This window comes from Thalassospira sp. HJ (assembly GCF_000948415.1).
GTDB lineage: Bacteria > Pseudomonadota > Alphaproteobacteria > Rhodospirillales > Thalassospiraceae > Thalassospira.
In genome coordinates this window covers 264,560-281,388 of the sequence record NZ_JYII01000006.1, presented here as the reverse complement: position 1 = coordinate 281,388, position 16,829 = coordinate 264,560, and the positions used below count along the sequence as shown (strand labels likewise).

16 protein-coding genes are annotated in these 16,829 nt (G+C 55.9%); 5 read left to right on the top strand and 11 right to left on the bottom strand.

Annotation, left to right across the window (positions count from 1 at the left end; all coding sequences use genetic code 11):
* Positions 1–18: 18 nt before the first annotated feature.
* Positions 19–468 (bottom strand): MOSC domain-containing protein, encoded by a 450-nt coding sequence (locus tag UF64_RS03245; RefSeq protein ID WP_044827165.1) that lies wholly within the window; start codon positions 466–468, stop codon positions 19–21.
* Complete coding sequence (gene nadB, locus UF64_RS03240) at positions 469–2,115, bottom strand: L-aspartate oxidase (RefSeq protein ID WP_044827321.1); 1,647 nt, start codon at positions 2,113–2,115, stop codon at positions 469–471.
* Between the two features lie 237 nt (positions 2,116–2,352).
* Between nadB and UF64_RS03235 the strand changes: the two genes are divergently transcribed.
* The gene (locus UF64_RS03235; protein ID WP_044827164.1) at positions 2,353–2,799 is read left to right on the top strand and encodes a GFA family protein; all 447 of its coding nucleotides are present in this window, start codon (positions 2,353–2,355) and stop codon (positions 2,797–2,799) included.
* Here UF64_RS03235 and UF64_RS03230 read toward each other — a convergent pair.
* The 8 genes from UF64_RS03230 to UF64_RS03195 form a co-directional block, all read right to left on the bottom strand.
* Positions 2,790–3,764: an SAM-dependent methyltransferase gene (locus UF64_RS03230; RefSeq protein ID WP_200892628.1), complete on the bottom strand. Its 975-nt coding sequence runs from the start codon at positions 3,762–3,764 to the stop codon at positions 2,790–2,792. The two genes, UF64_RS03235 and UF64_RS03230, sit on opposite strands and share 10 nt — an antisense overlap.
* Before the next feature lie 94 nt (positions 3,765–3,858).
* Positions 3,859–5,160 carry an esterase-like activity of phytase family protein gene (locus UF64_RS03225; RefSeq protein WP_044827163.1) on the bottom strand — a complete coding sequence of 434 codons (1,302 nt, stop codon included), beginning with the start codon at positions 5,158–5,160 and terminating at the stop codon, positions 3,859–3,861.
* 164 nt (positions 5,161–5,324) lie between these two features.
* On the bottom strand, positions 5,325–5,930 hold the full coding sequence (locus tag UF64_RS03220) for a flavin reductase family protein (protein WP_044827162.1): 606 nt from the start codon (positions 5,928–5,930) through the stop codon (positions 5,325–5,327).
* Positions 5,931–6,018: 88 nt separating this feature from the next.
* On the bottom strand, positions 6,019–7,308 hold the full coding sequence (locus UF64_RS03215; RefSeq protein WP_044827161.1) for an amidohydrolase family protein: 1,290 nt from the start codon (positions 7,306–7,308) through the stop codon (positions 6,019–6,021).
* Positions 7,309–7,356: 48 nt separating this feature from the next.
* A complete protein-coding gene (locus UF64_RS03210) occupies positions 7,357–8,298 on the bottom strand; it encodes an ABC transporter permease (protein WP_044827160.1) in 942 nt (313 codons plus the stop codon).
* Between the two features lie 17 nt (positions 8,299–8,315).
* On the bottom strand, positions 8,316–9,386 hold the full coding sequence (locus UF64_RS03205) for an ABC transporter permease (protein WP_044827159.1): 1,071 nt from the start codon (positions 9,384–9,386) through the stop codon (positions 8,316–8,318).
* Positions 9,383–10,990, bottom strand: a complete 1,608-nt coding sequence (locus UF64_RS03200; RefSeq protein ID WP_044827158.1) for an ABC transporter ATP-binding protein — start codon at positions 10,988–10,990, stop codon at positions 9,383–9,385. The genes UF64_RS03205 and UF64_RS03200 overlap by 4 nt, the downstream gene beginning before the upstream one ends.
* Positions 10,991–11,122: 132 nt before the next feature.
* Positions 11,123–12,130, bottom strand: a complete 1,008-nt coding sequence (locus tag UF64_RS03195; protein WP_044827157.1) for a BMP family protein — start codon at positions 12,128–12,130, stop codon at positions 11,123–11,125.
* Positions 12,131–12,608: 478 nt separating this feature from the next.
* Here UF64_RS03195 and UF64_RS03190 point away from each other — a divergent pair, with 478 nt between their 5' ends.
* Both UF64_RS03190 and UF64_RS03185 read left to right on the top strand, forming a co-directional pair.
* Positions 12,609–13,709 (top strand): site-specific DNA-methyltransferase, encoded by a 1,101-nt coding sequence (locus UF64_RS03190; RefSeq protein ID WP_044827156.1) that lies wholly within the window; start codon positions 12,609–12,611, stop codon positions 13,707–13,709.
* A 142-nt stretch (positions 13,710–13,851) separates the two neighbouring features.
* Complete coding sequence (locus UF64_RS03185; RefSeq protein ID WP_235284946.1) at positions 13,852–14,061, top strand: hypothetical protein; 210 nt, start codon at positions 13,852–13,854, stop codon at positions 14,059–14,061.
* 105 nt (positions 14,062–14,166) lie between these two features.
* Here UF64_RS03185 and mutY read toward each other — a convergent pair whose 3' ends face one another.
* Positions 14,167–15,246: an A/G-specific adenine glycosylase gene (gene mutY, locus UF64_RS03180; RefSeq protein ID WP_082049480.1), complete on the bottom strand. Its 1,080-nt coding sequence runs from the start codon at positions 15,244–15,246 to the stop codon at positions 14,167–14,169.
* Positions 15,247–15,315: 69 nt separating this feature from the next.
* Between mutY and UF64_RS03175 the strand changes: the two genes are divergently transcribed.
* Together UF64_RS03175 and UF64_RS03170 are read left to right on the top strand one after the other, a co-directional pair.
* Entirely contained in the window at positions 15,316–15,927 is a 612-nt protein-coding gene (locus tag UF64_RS03175; protein WP_052657433.1) for a DUF721 domain-containing protein, read from the top strand.
* A gap of 232 nt (positions 15,928–16,159) precedes the next feature.
* The gene (locus UF64_RS03170) at positions 16,160–16,756 is read left to right on the top strand and encodes a DsbA family protein (protein WP_044827153.1); all 597 of its coding nucleotides are present in this window, start codon (positions 16,160–16,162) and stop codon (positions 16,754–16,756) included.
* Positions 16,757–16,829: the final 73 nt, after the last annotated feature.

The window sequence follows — 16,829 nt, the reverse complement described above, 5'->3', positions numbered from 1 at the left end:
ATCAAGGTGACCTTCGACCTAGCTGTTCTCGCCAACCGGATCACCGATGGCAATTGTCCCGCCTTCAATCACCCTACATGTCACCCCGCCGCGCCAATCGGGCATCAGCGCGTCTTGCAGCCCCATGGCAACATCATCCATGCGATTGCAGGGATCGGTTTCGCCGGTGATCTCGAAAACAACGTTGCTGATCGAAAGCCTGCTTCCCTTGGTGCGCGGTAACGTAATGCCTCGAACCAAAAGGTTGGCCCGCCGTTCCGTCCAGGCAATGTCATTTTGGCCAAGTTCGGTACATGCCGCGTGCCAGTCTTCCTCGGCTAGGATAGTGACCTGACGCCGGCGCAGCTTGCCACGGTAATCGCCATCAACACCAAGGTCGGTTGTGACGTCTACGCGATCAAGGCTTTCCATCGGCGCACGCGAACGTGCTTTGCGGGCGATGCCAATAAGTTCTGCTTTGCCGGCCATTCAGGTTTTCCACTGACCGGAAATCACCCAGCGACCGGCGAAGTTTTCGGGCACCAGAATGGTCTGGCGCGGAGTGCCGCTTTCATCAAGTTCCGGATAATCGATGGTGTAATGCAAACCGCGGCTTTCACGCCGCCACAGGGCAGACTGAATGATCAGCTTGGCAACGACCGACAGGTTACGCAGTTCAAGCAGGTCATTGGTGACACGGAAGTTACCGTAATATTCGTCAATTTCCGAAAGCAGCAAGTCCACCCGGTGCTGGGCGCGCTGCATGCGTTTGGTGGTGCGGACAATGCCGACAAAGTCCCACATTACGTTGCGCAGCTGTTCCCAGTTATGGGCAACAATGACTTCCTCGTCGGAATCGGTAATGCCGGTTTCATCCCAGGCCGGGATCGGTTTGAAGTGGTCCTCGACCGGCAGGGCATCAATAATGTCCTTTGCCGCTGCATCACCAAACACAAGGCATTCCAGAAGCGAGTTCGATGCCAACCGGTTTGCACCATGTAAGCCGGTACCGGCACATTCGCCAATCGCGTAAAGCCCGGTCAGGTCCGTGCGCCCGCGCAGATCGGTCAAAACCCCGCCGCAGGTGTAATGGGCGGCCGGCACAACCGGGATCGGTTGTTTGGTCATGTCGATGCCGTAGCTCAGGCAATTTTCATAGATGGTCGGGAAGTGTTCCTTGATGAAATCGGGCCCCTTGCGGGTGATATCAAGGTAAACGCAATCCGCACCCAGACGCTTGAGCTCATGGTCAATTGCGCGGGCGACAATATCGCGCGGAGCCAGCTCGCCCCGTTCATCAAACCGGTCCATGAAGCACGTGCCATCGGGCAGCAACAGCTTGCCGCCTTCACCGCGCACGGCCTCGGAAATCAGGAAGGATTTGGCTTGCGGGTGATAAAGGCATGTCGGGTGGAACTGGCTGAATTCCATGTTCATCACGCGGCAGCCTGCACGCCACGCCATGGCAATACCATCCCCCGTCGAGCCATCCGGGTTGGAGGTAAAGCGATAAACCTTGCTGGCCCCGCCGGTGGCAAGGATCACTGTGCGCGCGTTAAACGATTTGACCTGCCCGCTTTCAAGATCAAGGGCATAGGCCCCGATGCAGCGACGGCCTTCACCGCCGAACTTGCGATCAGTGACGAGATCAATCGCCAGATAGTTTTCGAAAATCTTGATGTTGGGGTGATTAAGCGCCTGCCCCTGAAGCGTCGTCTGAACCGCGCGCCCGGTTGCATCTGCCGCGTGGACGATGCGCCGGTGGCTGTGACCGCCTTCGCGGGTCAAATGGAATGGCTGATTGTTGTCGCCATTCGGATCACGGGTCAGCTGAATGCCCAGTTCATCAAGCCATGCAATCGCCTTTGGCGCATTGGTGGCGACGAATTCAACGGTTTCACGTTTGCAGAGGTCAGCACCGGCAACCAGCGTATCGCGGACATGGTTTTCGATGCTGTCGGCGGCATCAAGCACGGCGGCAATCCCGCCCTGTGCCCAATTGGTCGAGCCATCATCAACCTTTCCCTTGGAAAGAACGGCGACCTTTACATGCGGGGCAAGTTTAAGGGCAGTCGACAAACCGGCAGCACCACTGCCGATGATGAGCACATCATACTGGAAAGAATTTTCGGACATTTTTCCCATCACTTTCGGGCGGTGCCAGATGGCGGAAAATGGCGCGGTGGCGTCAACATCAGGCTCCGAACAGAGGCGCAGAATAGGACTGCTTTTGTCCAATCTCAAACATAATTGTCTGAAAAAGTATGATGAAATATCGCGGCAAGGATATTGTTCATCGCGCAAGCACCTGCGATCAGGTTACCATCAGACCGCTTTGCATCGCGCAGTCCATCTTGACCAAGGGAGTTTCCGATGACGTCAGATACGGCCAGTCAGCATCACCACACAGGAAGCTGTCATTGCGGCAAGGTGCGCTTTGAAATCCGTGGTCAGGTCGACAATCCGGTGATGTGTCACTGTAATCTGTGTCGCAAACTGCACGGCCATGTCAGCTCCTATGCCCGGTTTGACCGCAAGGATTTGCACCTGGTCGATGAGGATGGATTGCGGTGGTATCGGATGTCGGGCAAGACCGATCGTGGCTTTTGCAAGCTGTGTGGTACGGGGCTTTTCTGGCGACCGGTTCGATCAAAGAGCATGGCGGTGATGCCCGGAACGCTCGACGATACCAGTTCATTGACAATGTCAGGCCAGATTTACTGTGCTGATAAGGGCGACTATTACCCGCTTGATCCGGCAATTCCCCAACATGATCAATCAGACAAGGCCGACAATGCTGCCGTTGCCGATCAATCCTGATCGGTGACGCCGGGCACCTTCATCCAGGTCAGTTCGTGCTTGTTGTTATACAAATGCACGACCTTTGATCCGGGGATATCGGCAAACTGGGTGATGGCGGAATAATCCGTATCGCCCTGCAGCTTGATGGTACAGATGAAATTGGTCGCCATACCGGCATCCATCCACTGATTGACCAGTGTAAACAGTCGATCCGGATAGCAAATCACGTCCGAGCACAGCCAATCGATATAGCCGACTTCTTCCGGGTTGAGGCCAAAGGCACTTTCCTGACGGAAATCAACGCGCGGCAGATTGGCGATTTTGCTATCAAGGCGCGCCTTGTCGATGGAAATGACATCGGTGCCAAATTCATGCAAAACCCATGTCCAACCGCCGGGGCTTCCACCCAGATCCATGGTACGATCACCGGCCTGCGGATAGGCACCAAGACGCGTGAAGGCTTCCCACAGTTTCAGATACGCACGGTTCGGCGGGGTGACTTTGTCTTCCTCGAACTCGACCTCGCCGTTTTTCCACGGGCTGGAACAATCGGCCGATGCAATGATGGTATCGGGATCAATCAGCGTCCATGAGCCAAGTGGTGCGGTCGGGGCCGGTTCACCAAAGACCTGACGTTTGGCCGACACATGCGGCAGGTGCCCTTCGATCAGTTTGGCGCGCGAAAAATGGTCAAACTTGAACAGGGCCCAGTTGCGCTGATTGAATTTCAGGATTTTGGCAGCGCCCTTGATCGACGGAATGGCAATGCGCACCGGGTTGCGCCAGACATTTTGTGCCCAGAAAACACGCCGTTCCGGACCGGGTGCAAACATCAGGCGGTCATGGCGTTCAATAACGTCGCCAAGCTCGGCTTCCAGCTGATCCTCAAAGCCCACAGGGGCGAGATAGCCGGTGGCATCCATCGGTTCGATCACGGCATCGATGCCGTCCGGGGTGTCGAATATGTTTGTGTTTTGCATCATGGGCCTGCTTTTACGCCGTTTTGACCCAATAAAAAAGCGGGAAAGCTGCATGACAGCTTTCCCGCTGATGTTTGCTTATCCGCGAGGCGACAACTCAGAATTTGTCAGCCTGCACCAGACCGTCGATCAGAATAACCTTGGTCGGGTCGCCCTTGATGCCAAAGTCATTGTCGTTGATCATGGCAAGTGCGCCGTCACCCATGATGGCAAGGCCTTCAAGCTTGTTTGGGGCTTCCGGGTAATCGGCACTGTCAAAACGAAGCGTCTTGGAAACGGCGACCAGATTGATGCTGCCAAGGTCGTTTTGCTGTTCCAGCGTCGGGCTGGTCGACATGTCATCCCAGCGGGTGGCGAGGATGTTGGTCGCACCTGCAAGTTCAACTTCATGCAGCTTGGTGGTCTTGTTAGTGCGTTCAAGCACCAGCAGACGGTCGTTGCCAAGGGCGAGAACTTCCGAAATGCGCGGTGCGTTCTGCTTCTTGGACGGATCGTTGCGGAAGGTCTGCGGATCATCAAGCTGATAGATATATTCACCATCAAGCTTCGATGATGCGCGATCATAAACATAAAGGCGCGTGTTCTTGGCGGCTTTGTAGGCATCTGCATTCGGGTTGGCGAGCGGGTTCTGAACCATGAAGTACAGCTTGCTCTCGTCTGGCGAGACAGCCATCGATTCAATACCGCGGTTGGTCTGGCGTTTAACCAGAATGGCCGGAAGACCACCGGTGACCTTATAGGCAGAACCTTCGAAATCCTTTTCCGAACCGGCCGGGACGATGCGTTCTATGACGGTGCCGTCAGATGAAACATGCAGGATCGACGGGCCGTTTTCCTCACCAATCCAGTAGGAACCATCGGTCAAACGAATGATGCCTTCGGCATCGATTGAGGAGACAGATTGTTCAAGCATGTTGCCATTGGCATCGACCGGCTTTTCGGTTTTTGCCACGGTCAGCTTGTTGGTCAGTCCGGTCAGCGGCACGCCATTCTGATCCTTGATGGTGATGACGTCCTTGATATCGAAGCTGCCATCGTCGTTCAGGAAGATAGTGTAGATCGACGGCGAGTAATCCGGGGTCAGATAAACGCGGACTTTCTGGCCCTTGCAGACCTGATCGGCGGAAACGCCCAGCACGGTTTCGACATCGCCACAAACGAAGTTCGGGCCACGATCTGAAACGGCATAGAACATGTTCGCCGGATCGCTCGGACGGCGATACGCGCCGGAACCAAGGCCGACGGTCAGATCACGTGCCTTGCCACCCTCGACCATGACGGTCGACAGGTTGTTGATCGCACTTTTGGTTTCAAAAACCTTGGCTTCGCCTGCCATGGCAGAACTTGCCATCAATATCGCGGTGACGCCGAAAAGACCGGCTGCAAACGTCCGTTTCATCACTGGGAATTCCCCGAAAAATTTCACAAAAACATGCAGCTCAAGCCCGTAATGTTCGGGCGAACTGTGTTCCTGTTCACATTAAGGGGTCTATGTGACAGTTTGTTTGCGCTTGCGCGTCGCTTTGATGAAACAAATCAGACGTTTGGCGGGGGAATGCCCGATTACTTCCAGAAATCCTCGCGGCGCACCGTAAAGGTCTCCGAAACGCTGGCATATTCCTGATAGCCAAGACGGGCGAGTGGTTCAAACAGGGTGATATCCACCATCCCGTCGCGAATGATGGCATCATCAATATGCAGGCCAATCACGGTACCAATCACCATGGCACAGGGGCGCTCGGGATTGGTACTTGGTAGATCAACGATCTGAAAGACCTTGCATTCCATATGCACCGGCACACCCTTGATCAGGTATGGTTTGACGCATTTTGCGGGCAGCTTTTCCAGACCGGCATATTCAAATTCATCTTCGCCCGGCGGCAGCGGGGCCGAGGAAAAGTTAAGCTCTTTGAGCATCGCCTTTGGCGCGACGCCGACCACAAACTCGCCGGTATCGCGCGCATTGCGCAAACTGTCGACCGAACCGCCCGATGAAAACATCACCATCGGCGGGTTGCCATGCACCGCATTGAAAAACGAATAGGGTGCAAGGTTGGGCCGGCCATCGGCATCAACCGTCGACACCCAGCCAATCGGGCGCGGTGCCACACAGGCCTTGAACGGATCATGCGGCAGGTTATGCGCGGTTTTTCCCGGTTCGTAGAACATGGTCGGTCCTGATCTGTTTGCGTGCTGTTCCTTATCCGTGGCCAATGCCCGGTTGGATCACCACAAGATATGCAACATATGGGGCTGCTTATTGACCTGGTGCATATTCATGTTCGCGGACATGGTCCGGGCGTTCCGCAAGATGCAGGCGTGTCTGGGCCATCGGGGTTTCGGCGATGATCTTGCCAGCCTTGATAACAAACAGGCGGTTGGCGCGCATGCGGATGGCCTCGATGGTGTCGCGGGCCTGAAGGATCACGAAATCGGCCTTGTTGCCGACCTCGATCCCGTAGCCTTCAAGGCCAAGGATCTTGGCAGGTTCGGTGGTGACGGCGTCAAAGCAGGCGCGGATATCCTCGCGCGAAGTCATCTGCGCCACATGCATCCCCATGGAAGCCACTTCAAGCATGTCGCCCGACCCCATCGAGTACCAGGGGTCCATCACGCAATCATGACCGAACGCGACGGTGAGCCCGGCATTGCGCAGTTCCGGCACACGGGTCATGCCGCGGCGCTTGGGATAGGTATCGTGGCGACCTTGCAGGGTGATGTTGATCAGCGGATTGGCGATGGCAGAAACCTCTGCCTCGGCCATCAATGCGATCAGCTTGGAGACATAGTAATTATCCATCGAATGCATCGATGTCAGGTGTGAACCCGCTACCCGTCCCTGAAGCCCCAAACGCTGGGTTTCATAGGTCAGCATTTCGATATGCCGTGACAGCGGATCATCCGACTCATCGCAATGCATATCGACCAGAAGTCCACGGTCGGCCGCCATCTCGCAAAGCTCTTTGATGCTTTGCGCACCATCCGCCATGGTGCGTTCGAAATGCGGAATGCCGCCGACAACATCGACGCCCTTATCAAGGGCGCGGATGGTGTTTTCCTTGGCGGTCGGGCTACGCAGATAGCCATCCTGCGGGAAGGCAACCAGTTGCAAATCAATATAGGGTGCGACCTGCTTTTTGACTTCAAGCAACGCATCCACAGCCAGCAGGCGATCATCGCAGACATCGACATGGGTGCGGATGGCAAGCAGGCCCTTGGAGACTGCCAGATCGCAGTATTTCAGCGCGCGTTCAATCACAGCTTCGGGGGTTAGGAGTGGTTTCAGCTCCCCCCAAAGGGCTATGCCTTCAAGCAATGTGCCCGACTCATTCATGCGCGGCAGGCCAAGTGACAGGGTCGCATCCATGTGGAAATGGCTGTCTACAAAAGGCGGGCTGACCAGCATGCCGCCGCAATCAAGCACCTCGACCGAGGGCACATCAATGTGACTGGCGATCTCGACAATCCTGCCATTCTGACAGGCAATATCGACGCCGGTCTGGCCGTTGGCGATATTGGCATTTTTCAGGATCAGATCGGGTTGCATGATGTCATCCTTGGTCTGGTGGTGGCAGTCACAAACGGGGCGTCGTGCTTAACGCTGGCCCTTGAACCATGGCACAAGAAGTGCCTTGGGGTATTCGGCTTTGCGGGCAACAACAATAAGCGCAATGATCGACAGGATATAGGGCATCATTAGGAAGACCTGCGATGGCAGGAATGCGCCGACTTCGGTCTGCAGACGCACCTGAAACGCATCAAATGCACCAAACAGCAATGCCCCGATCAATGCCTTGCCCGGTCGCCAGCTGGCAAATACCGTCAGCGCAATACAGACCCATCCACGGCCGTTGATCATGCCAAAGAAGAACGCATCAAAGGCCGACATGGTCAGGAACGCCCCGCCCAGTGCCATCAATGATGATCCAACCACGACCGCCCCAATGCGAAGGCCATAAACTGAAAGTCCCTGTGCCTCGACCGAGGACGGGTTGTCGCCAACCGCCCGGATCGCAAGACCAAGTGGGGTGCGATACAAAACCCAGCCGGTGACAAACACCAGCACAAGGGCCAGCATCGTCATCGCCGTCTGCGAAAACAGCGCCTGTCCGATGAAGGGCAGGTCCGAAAGGAACGGGATATCAAGCGGCCGAAATGGTTCGATCCGCGGCGGGGATGAAACGTCGGGCAATGCCGTGCGATATGTGAAATAGGACAAGCTGGTTGCAAGCAATGTCACACCAATACCTGACACATGCTGGCTGAGCCCCAAGGGCACGGTCAGGATCGCGTGGATCAGCCCAAAGAACGCCCCGGCAAGGGCGGCAACCAATACACCACCCCAAAGCCCGGCACCGAGCCAAACAGCCATCCAACCCGCCATGGCACCAGCGGTGAAGATCCCCTCGATACCTAGGTTAAGCACACCGGCACGTTCGCAAATCAAAGCGCCCAAAACGCCAAAGATCAGAGGGGTCGCGATGCGAATGGCGGCTTCCCAGAAGCTGGCGGCAAGAAGAATGTCAATGATTTCCATGGTCTTTTCCCTTGCCCCTAACCGTGCGCCGATTTGCGATCAAAGTGAACCTTGAACCGGGTCAGGAACCCGCCGATCAAAACGCACAGCAACGCCATGGCAACGATCAGGTCCGCCAGATAGCTTGAAACGCCAATTGCGCGGCTCATGGAATCTGCACCGACGAAAACCGATGCGACAAACAAGGCCGATGCGATCACCCCTATCGGCGACAAACGTGCAAGCATCGCCACCACAATCCCGGCATAGCCATAACCCGGCGACAGATCAGTCGCGAGATAGCCACGCGTGCCCGCCACTTCCGATACCCCGGCCAAACCCGCCAAACCACCCGAAAGGGCCGCAACAAGGATCATGGTCTTGGTCACCGAAATGCCGGAGAATTTGGCAGCAGCGGCATTTTCCCCAACTGCCCGAATTTCAAAGCCCCAGATCGTGCGTTTAACGAAAATCGCCAGCGCAACGGCCGACACAAGCGCGATGATCAAACCGATATGAACGCGCATGCGTTCGAGAAGGGCCGGGAATGCTGCACTGTCGATGATCGGTTCGGACTGCGGCCAGCCCATCGACATCGGGTCCTTAAGTGCACCTTCCAGCATCATCTGCACAAACAGCAAGACAATGAAGTTCAACAGAAGGGTGGTGACGACCTCGTCCACGCCAAGGCGCGTTTTCAAAAGCGTCGGACCAATCAGCATCAGCGCACCAGCCGCCATGCCAGCAAGGATCACAACCGGGATCATTACCCAGCTGGGTCCGTCAATCACGCCGGCACCGACGGCAACAGCCGCCATCGCACCCATGTAAAGCTGGCCTTCTGCACCGATGTTCCAGAGCTTGGCCCGGAATGCGATGGCAGCAGCAAGTCCGGTCAGGATCAGCGGGGTTGCACGGGTCAGCATTTCCGAGGTTGAGAAGACTGAGCCAAAGGCACCACTGATCATAAGGCCATAGGCCTCAATAATCGGGGCACCGGCAAGGGCAAGCGGAATTGCGGCCAGAAGAATGGCGATGGCTGCTGCCAGAACCGGCACGCCATAGACCAGAAACGGGCCTGGATTGCTGCGGGGTTCAAAGCGGATCATGCCGTTTCTCCCGGATTGGTGGCCGTCGAGGCATGGTTGGCGTTTGTTGCTGCTTTTTGTCCGGCCATCATCAGACCCAATTCGGATCGGTCAATGCTGTCGGTCGGCATGGCGGGTGTAATATGCCCGGCATGGATAACTGCGATCTGATCGGAAATTGTCAAAAGCTCATCCAGGTCTTCGGAAATCAGAATGACTGCCGCCCCGCCTTGGCGGGCTTCAAGCAAGCGACGATGAACTTCGGATTGCGCACCAACGTCAAGGCCGCGCGACGGCTGATTAGCCAAGATCAGCTTGGGTGATTTTTCCAGTACACGCGCAAGGATCAGTTTCTGGATATTGCCACCCGACAAAAGACGCGCCGGGGCATCGGGGCCGGGGCAGCGTACGTCATAATCGCTAATCGCATGTTCGGCACGTTTGCGGATGGCATCGAAATCAAGGAAACCGAGTTTCTGATATTCCGGGCTTCGGACATCCTCGATCGCGATGTTTTCGGCCACCGTCATCGACCCCACCATGCCGTCATGATGGCGGTCTTCGGGGATGCGGGCGATGCCGTTCTGCGCGAATGTGTGGGCATCAAATTTGGTGACGGTTTCGCCAAAAATCTCGACCGTGCCGCTATCGGGTTTATCAAGCCCGGCGATGAGCTGTGCCAGTGCTGCCTGACCGTTGCCCGATACCCCGGCGATGCCCAGAATTTCACCTTCGCGGGCGGTGATATTCATCCCATGCAGGGACCGGCGGGAATCCCCGCGATCAATGGTAACATCACGAAGGGTGATGACCGGTTTTCCCGGCTCGCGCGGGGTGCGTCGGCTGGCTGGAACTTCGCGGCCGACCATTAGTTCGGCAATGGATTTATGATCGGCATCACTGGTCAGCATCTCGCCAACCTTTGCCCCGCCGCGTAGAACCGCGATCCGGTGCGAAACGGCCAGAACCTCGGCCAGTTTGTGGGCGATGATGATTACGGCAAGGCCGTTTGCGGCAAGTTTGCGCAGGATGGCAAACAGGCTGTCGGCTTCTTGCGGGGTCAGAACCGCGGTTGGTTCATCAAGGACGAGCAAGCGCGCATCACGATACAGCGCCTTTAGGATTTCTACGCGCTGCTTTTCGCCAACGGTCAGTTTGTAGACCGGCTGATCCAGATCGACATTCAAGCCCGATCCGGCCATCAGTTCGCCAAGTTTTGCGCGCGCTGTACTGCGATCACGCCGCAGCCTGAAAATCGGTTCGGTGCCGAGGACGATGTTATCAAGCCCGGTCAGGTTTTCAGCGAGTGTGAAGTGCTGGTGAACCATGCCGATCCCGGCATCAAGGGCAGCCTGCGGGGCGCCCGGTTCAAGCTGTTCAAGGTTCCCGTCGCGACTGGCAACCGTAACGGTGCCTTCGTCAGCGACATAGTGGCCGAACAGGATATTCATCAGGGTGGTTTTTCCAGCACCGTTTTCACCAAGAAGGGCGACGATTTCGCCCTTGTGAACGGTCAGGTCGATGGCGTCATTGGCAACCAGTGCGCCAAATCTTTTGGTGACACCTGCCAGCGACAGCAGCAGGTCTTGCGACGTTTCAGGTGATGTGTGCGCAGCAGATGACATTCGGGTAATCCGTTTTGTTTTTATGCGTCACGCTGTGGGGCGGTGGGCGTCTTCGTGGCGGGCATGATGTCGTAAACGACAAAAGGGCAGTTCGATTGTTACACCGAACTGCCCAATCAGTTCACGGAAATCTTACATCGATGATTTCGGTTCTTCGTCGTTTACTTCGACAGTGAAGGACCCATCAAGGATTTCAGCCTGTTTGGCTTCGACTTCTTCGACCGTACCGTCCGGCAGCAGGGCCGGATCCAGAACGACAGAACCGCCGCCGAATTCCATGTAGCTGAATTTGCCGTAATCTTCGGCCTTGAATTCACCAGCTTTGACCGCTTCGATCGCGTGGTCAATGGTGGCTTCCATGTGCCAAAGTGCGGAACCCAGAATGGTGCCCGGATAATCAGCCGCCGTGTCGATCACGTTGCCAACAGCAAGGATGCCGCGTTCCTTGGCGGCATCGGAAACGCCAAAGCGTTCGGCATACATGATGTCTGCACCGCTATCGATCATCGCAAAGGCTGCTTCTTTGGCCTTGGGCGGGTCGTACCAGCTGTTGATGAAGGTCACCATGAATTCGACATCCGGATTGACCGATTTGGCACCTGCCATGAAGGCATGCATCAGACGGTTCACTTCCGGGATGGCAAAGCCGCCAACCATGCCGATCTTGTTGGTCTTGGTTGCCTTGCCAGCAGCCATGCCGACAAGGTAGCTCGGCTCGTGGATGAAGTTATCAAAGACCGAGAAGTTTTCCCCGTCCGGTGCGAAGCTCGAACCCATCAGGAATGCGGTTTCCGGATAGTCGGCAGCAACCTTGCGGGCCGCACGTTCAACACCAAAGACTTCACCAACGATCAGGTTGGAACCGTTTTCGGCATATTCGCGCATGACGCGCTCATAGTCGGTGTTGGCGACGTTTTCGGAAAATTCATAAGAAATATCGCCGCGTGCTTCGGCAGCGTTAAGCGCCTTGTGAATACGCGAAACCCACTGCTGTTCGACCGGAACGGTGTAGATTGCCGAAACCTTCAGCGGATCTGCGGCCTCTGCCGGTGCACCAAAACCAAACGAGACGACTGCGGCTGCGCCAGCGATGGCCGACAGCATGGCACGACGCGTAAGGCGGAAAGTACCAGACTTCATTTTTGTCCCCCTGCGGATTATTACCGTTATGCGAAACTCAACCTTTTGCATAGATTGTGAGCAGATTGTATACGCGATCACAAAAGAGGCAAAGCACCTTCTGTCCAAATGGTCAGTTTTCCGCTCTTTCGGGTAAGTATCTGGGAATGCACGGGGTTTGAGGTAAATCCCTGCGTGCAAAGGGCCGGTTTCTGCGCAGCCAATGGGTGAAGCAGGGGTGAGGGGATACCAAAACGGTGCTGCCAGGCACCGCTTCGATCAGCCGAGTCCGGGCTGTATCGCCGGGCTGTGTAGTGTTTGGTTAAACGGGCCAAAATCTTCCGGTTTTTCGACCATAGCAGTTAAGATTGTCTAAACAGGTGACGCACTTTCTAACACAATGCGAATCCTTGAAAAATTTCGGAGTCGGTTAACTCTTTCATTAACTATTTCGGTTGATGCTTTCAGCAAGATTTCAAGGGGGAACCTAGAAGGCATCATGACAAAAAAGACATCTTTACCACTTGATCAGGTGATGGTCGGCGATTGCATCGAACTGATGAACAGCCTGCCGGAAAAATCCGTCGATCTGATTTTTGCCGATCCGCCCTATAACCTTCAGCTTGGCGGTGATCTGCTGCGCCCGAACAATTCCAAGGTCGACGCAGTCGATGACCATTGGGATCAGTTTGACAGCTTCCGTCACTATGACGAGTTCACCCGTGACTGGCTGACGGCGGCCCGCCGTGTTCTCAAGGACACCGGTGCGATCTGGGTGATCGGTTCGTATCACAACATTTACCGCGTTGGTAACACGCTGCAGGATATCGGGTTCTGGATCCTCAATGATATCGTCTGGCGCAAAACCAACCCGATGCCGAATTTCCGCGGCAAGCGTTTCTGCAACGCTCATGAGACGCTTCTGTGGTGTTCGAAAAGCGAAGAGCAGAAAGCCATCACCTTTAACTACGAAGCGATGAAGCAGCTCAATGAAGGCCTGCAGATGCGCTCTGACTGGTTGATGCCGATTTGCTCGGGCTCGGAACGTCTCAAGGATGACAAGGGCAAGAAGGTCCATCCGACCCAGAAGCCCGAAGCCCTGCTGCAGCGTGTTCTGATGGCGACCACCCGTCAGGGTGACGTGGTGCTTGATCCGTTCTTTGGCACCGGCACGACCGGTGCGGCTGCCCGTCGCCTGGGCCGTCACTTTATCGGTCTGGAGCGGGAAGAAGGCTATGCCGAAGCTGCGCGCGAACGCATTGCCAAGGTCCAGATGCTTGATGGCGACAGCCTTGAGCTGACCGAGTCGAAGCGTTCCCTGCCGCGTATTCCGTTTGGTGCGGTGATCGAACGTGGCCTGCTTTCGCCGGGCGACAAGATCTATGACAACCGGGGCAATGTGGCCGCCATGGTGCGTGCGGATGGCTCCATCAGTCACAAGGACAATGCAGGCTCGATCCATCAGATCGGTGCACACGTTCAGGGCGCACAGGCTTGTAATGGTTGGACTTATTGGCATTACAAGTGTGATGGTCGACTGGTTTCGATCGACAATCTGCGCAGCCAGCTGCGTAAGGAAATGGGTCAGGTCCCCGCCTGATCCGGGTCGGAAAAATCCGGCTAAATCATTGATGCCTAAAAGAACCGGCGTGGTTGCAAAACCCGCCGGTTTTGCTTTTGACCAAAATTCTTGCTATATTTTTCCGATCAAAGCTTATCCGCAAGGATAGATGGAGAATGTTATGCAAGCAGGTGCAGTAGGGGGTGCCGCATACGCACCCAACCCGGTCCAGATTCAGCAGGCAACCTCGCCGATTGCTGAAACGGGTAATAACGACCTGAATTCACCGCCGACACAGCGGATCGAGCAAACAGCAGAAACCGAAACGTCGCAGCAGGCAGCCCCGACCCCGACAGAGGGCCGCGGACAGGTGATCGACATTTACGCCTGATCGCGCCGCGCGAGGTTCAAAAAAACAGAAGGCCCGTGGTTCTGACCACGGGCCTTTTTAATTGAGCCGGTCTAATGCCGAACAGTTGGTGTGATCACGATGCGATCACACGGACCTGTATTTCAGGGCGTGACGGACGATCTTTTTCATCACGGTCGGCAGGGCAAAGTCCGAAAGACCGTCGATGGTGGTCCAACTGCCATCAAGTTGATCGGCCTCGTGTGCTGGCAGGGTGGCGGCAAGCACGCTGACAGTAAGATGAAAATGCGTAAATGTATGGCCCACCGTACCATCAAGTTCCGACCATTCGGCAGATACCGGGGCTTCGGACAGCATGACATCATCGGGTGCCTCAATCGCGCGCCAGTCGCTGCCCGGCACTTCATACAAGCCCCCCAGCAATCCTTTTTCCGGGCGGCGGCGCACCAGAATGCGACCATCATCTTCGCGCCGGATCCAGAAGGCATAGCCGACCCGGGTTGGTTTCGGCTCCTTCTTGCGTTTTTTTGGAAGGTCGGGGGCGATGCCTGATTTGCGGCCCTCGCAGTCTGCTTGCCAAGGGCAAATACCACATGCCGGATTGCGCGGGGTGCAGACCGTAGCCCCCAGATCCATCAATGCCTGGGCATAGTCACCTGGGCGATTGGATGGCGTCAGGGCAGCCGACTTTTCCTTGATTTCGGGTTTGACGTCGGGAAGTGGCGTTTCCAACGCAAACAGACGTGAAATCACCCGTTCGATATTGCCATCCACCGGGCTTGCATGGCGGTTAAAGGCAATAGCCGCAACTGCGCAGGCGGTATAGGGGCCAATGCCGGGCAGTTTCAGCAAGCCTTCCTCGGTATCGGGAAAGACACCGTCATAGTCGGTTGCAACCACCTTGGCGCATTTATGCAGGTTGCGCGCACGGGCGTAATATCCCAACCCTTGCCAGGCGTGCAGAACATCATCAAGTTCGGCATTGGCGAGATCGGTCACTGCTGGCCAGCGTTTCAAAAAGGCTGCAAAATACGGCCCCACCGTCTGCACGGTGGTTTGTTGCAGCATGATTTCGCTAAGCCAGACGTGATACGGATCGGGCGTCTCGCCGGGTTCTGAGCGCCAGGGCAGGGTGCGGTGATGGCGGTCATACCATTCCAGCATGCTCGCTGCGAGGCGTTGTCTGTCCTGTTGGGTGAAATGCACGTCGATCCCGTGTTATGTTGTTTTACGGATCTGGTCCGAAGTTATGCAGACCCTACGAAAGAAGCGGGCGTGAGCAAGAAAAAAGATAACACTGGTACGAAAAGTGGCTCGGTGATGGATCAGGCATCCAAAACCGTGGCACCGAAAAAGAAGCAGGCATTTGCTCCGCTTGGCAGTTCGGAACGCCGCATGGGCCTTCGCAATGTTGCGCCGCTTGTCGGTAATCTGACCCGGCCACTGGTGCGCAAGCGCGGCTTTTTCCAGACCGAAATCATCCTGCATTGGGCCGAGATCGTCGGAAGCGATCTTGAAAAATATACCATGCCGCTGAAATACAGCCCGCCGCCCAAGGAAAGCATAGCTGGCGGGACGCTGTTGATCCGGGTTGTCGGGCCGGTCGCTCTTGAACTCCAGCACCGCATGCCGCAGATCATCGAACGCGTGAACAGCTATTTCGGTTATCGGGCGATCAACAAGATCACCATGCTTCAGGGCGACATTTCACGCCCCGAACGCACCGTCCATCGCCCGACCGAAGTCCCCGAAGCCGACATCAGCCCATCGCGTCAGGCGGACCTCGAAAAGATCGAAGATCCGCACCTACGGGAAGTCCTGACCCGCCTTGGTCGTCATATCGCCGGTGCAAGTGGTGGTTTGCGGCCCAAACCCGGCAAGAAATAAGGGCTGTGGCGAAGTCGCCTGTCGCCCGTTGGGGCGCGTCATCCGGTCACGAGCTGTTGTCTTGCACGTCGGGGATAATCGAATCAGTTTATTGAAATGAACGATCACGGAGTTGCCGCAATTGCGCGCCAACTTGGCGACTCGTTGGTGGCATAGCCGTTTTCGGGGGTGTGTTGACTCCCGTGCTGCAACAGGCTTGTAATCACAAAACTTTGTTTTAACGGAGGTTTCCTTGCTAAAGGCAGTTAAGTTTCTTGCTGGTGCTTTTTTGATGATGGTTGGGCTGGCAAGCGCCCAGCAGGCACAAGCAGTTGAGTGGAAAGAACATGTGATGGGTGACGAGAATGCACCGGTCACGATGATTGAATATGCATCTTTGACCTGCCCGCACTGTGCGTCCTTCCACACCGAGGTTCTGCCTGAGATCAAGGAAAAGCTGATTGATACCGGCAAGCTCAAGCTGATCTTCCGCGACTATCCCCTTGATGGTGTTGCCCTGCGTGCAGCTGCCATTGCGCAGTGCGCTGGCGAAGATCGCTATTTCGGTGTTCTGGGCATGCTGTTCAAATCGCAGATGACCTGGGCACGTTCGCAGGACCCGATCGGCAGCATCAAGGAAGTTGTCCGCTTTGCTGGCATGAGCGGCGATGCGGTTGATGCCTGCATGGCTGATCAGGAACTGATTGATGGTATTGTTGCTTCGCGCATGACCGGTGAACAGGAATTCAACGTCAATTCCACGCCGAGCTTCGTGCTGGATGGTGACACCATTGCCGGTTCGCGTGATGCCGAATTCTTTATCGACAAAGTCGAAGACCTTATCGACTAATCAAAACAATTCTGCCGGACACCGCGTCCGCGGTGTTCGGCAACAGGGGACAGGGTCGGACCGGGGGACATGA